Source organism: Morganella sp. GD04133, assembly GCF_029835375.1.
In the GTDB taxonomy this organism is placed as follows: domain Bacteria; phylum Pseudomonadota; class Gammaproteobacteria; order Enterobacterales; family Enterobacteriaceae; genus Morganella; species Morganella morganii_B.
In genome coordinates this window covers 1-712 of record NZ_JAODZS010000105.1, presented here as the reverse complement: position 1 = coordinate 712, position 712 = coordinate 1, and the positions used below count along the sequence as shown (strand labels likewise).

The 712-nt window shown below is 45.5% G+C and carries 2 protein-coding genes; both read left to right on the top strand.

Annotated features, from left to right (window positions below; genetic code table 11):
• Positions 1–526: hypothetical protein (locus N7387_RS21320; protein WP_279800960.1), on the top strand; the 526-nt coding region annotated here is incomplete at its 5' end.
• Positions 527–528: 2 nt separating this feature from the next.
• A partial coding sequence (locus N7387_RS21315; protein WP_279800959.1) for a hypothetical protein occupies positions 529–712 on the top strand: 184 nt, incomplete at its 3' end.

The following is a 712-nucleotide window of genomic DNA, read 5'->3' as shown; positions in this document are numbered from 1 at the left end:
TAACAGAGGAATGAATATGAAAGACAGAATCAAATTCAGCGACGAAATGTTGGCCGCTGTTATTGACGGCAGGAAGACGCAGACGCGGCGAATAATGAAGCCTCAGCCGGTATTAAACGGAAACTTCTATGAGGTCTTTGGCGCGGGTTGGAGCAAAGGTATCAAGCGCGTTACTGTCGTACCGGGACACAGTTTAGAGCGAAATTTTCCGTATGGCCTGGTTGATAAAAAAATCCCGTTCGCAGACAAGGACGGCAATATCAAAGGTGAAATTGAGATTGTCGATGTCTGGTTGCAGCAGGCGCAAGATATCAGCGAAGAAGATGCAATAGCGGAAGGCGTTGTTACTGGTCGCTATGGTAATGAAGGCAACTGGCTGAGAGGCTTTTATGCGCCCGGAGGAAATCAGCCACATCAGAATGCAAAATCCGCATATAGCGAGATATGGCGTTCAATTTACGGTGTAGAGGCCTGGTATAAAAACCCGTGGTGCTGGGTCATCGAATTTAAGCGGATTCAGGGGTGAGTATGAAAATCACAGACGAAGATATTCAGGCAGTAATCTTAAGCTTAAGCGGGGACTTTTTATTTCATATCGGCGAGTCACTTGAGTCTCATCACTATGACGGTTTAATGCCGCAAGAGGAGCAATACAGGTTATATAGAGCCTTGCAGATATGGATTAAAAAATCAGCTGGTGAATTTAAGCAGA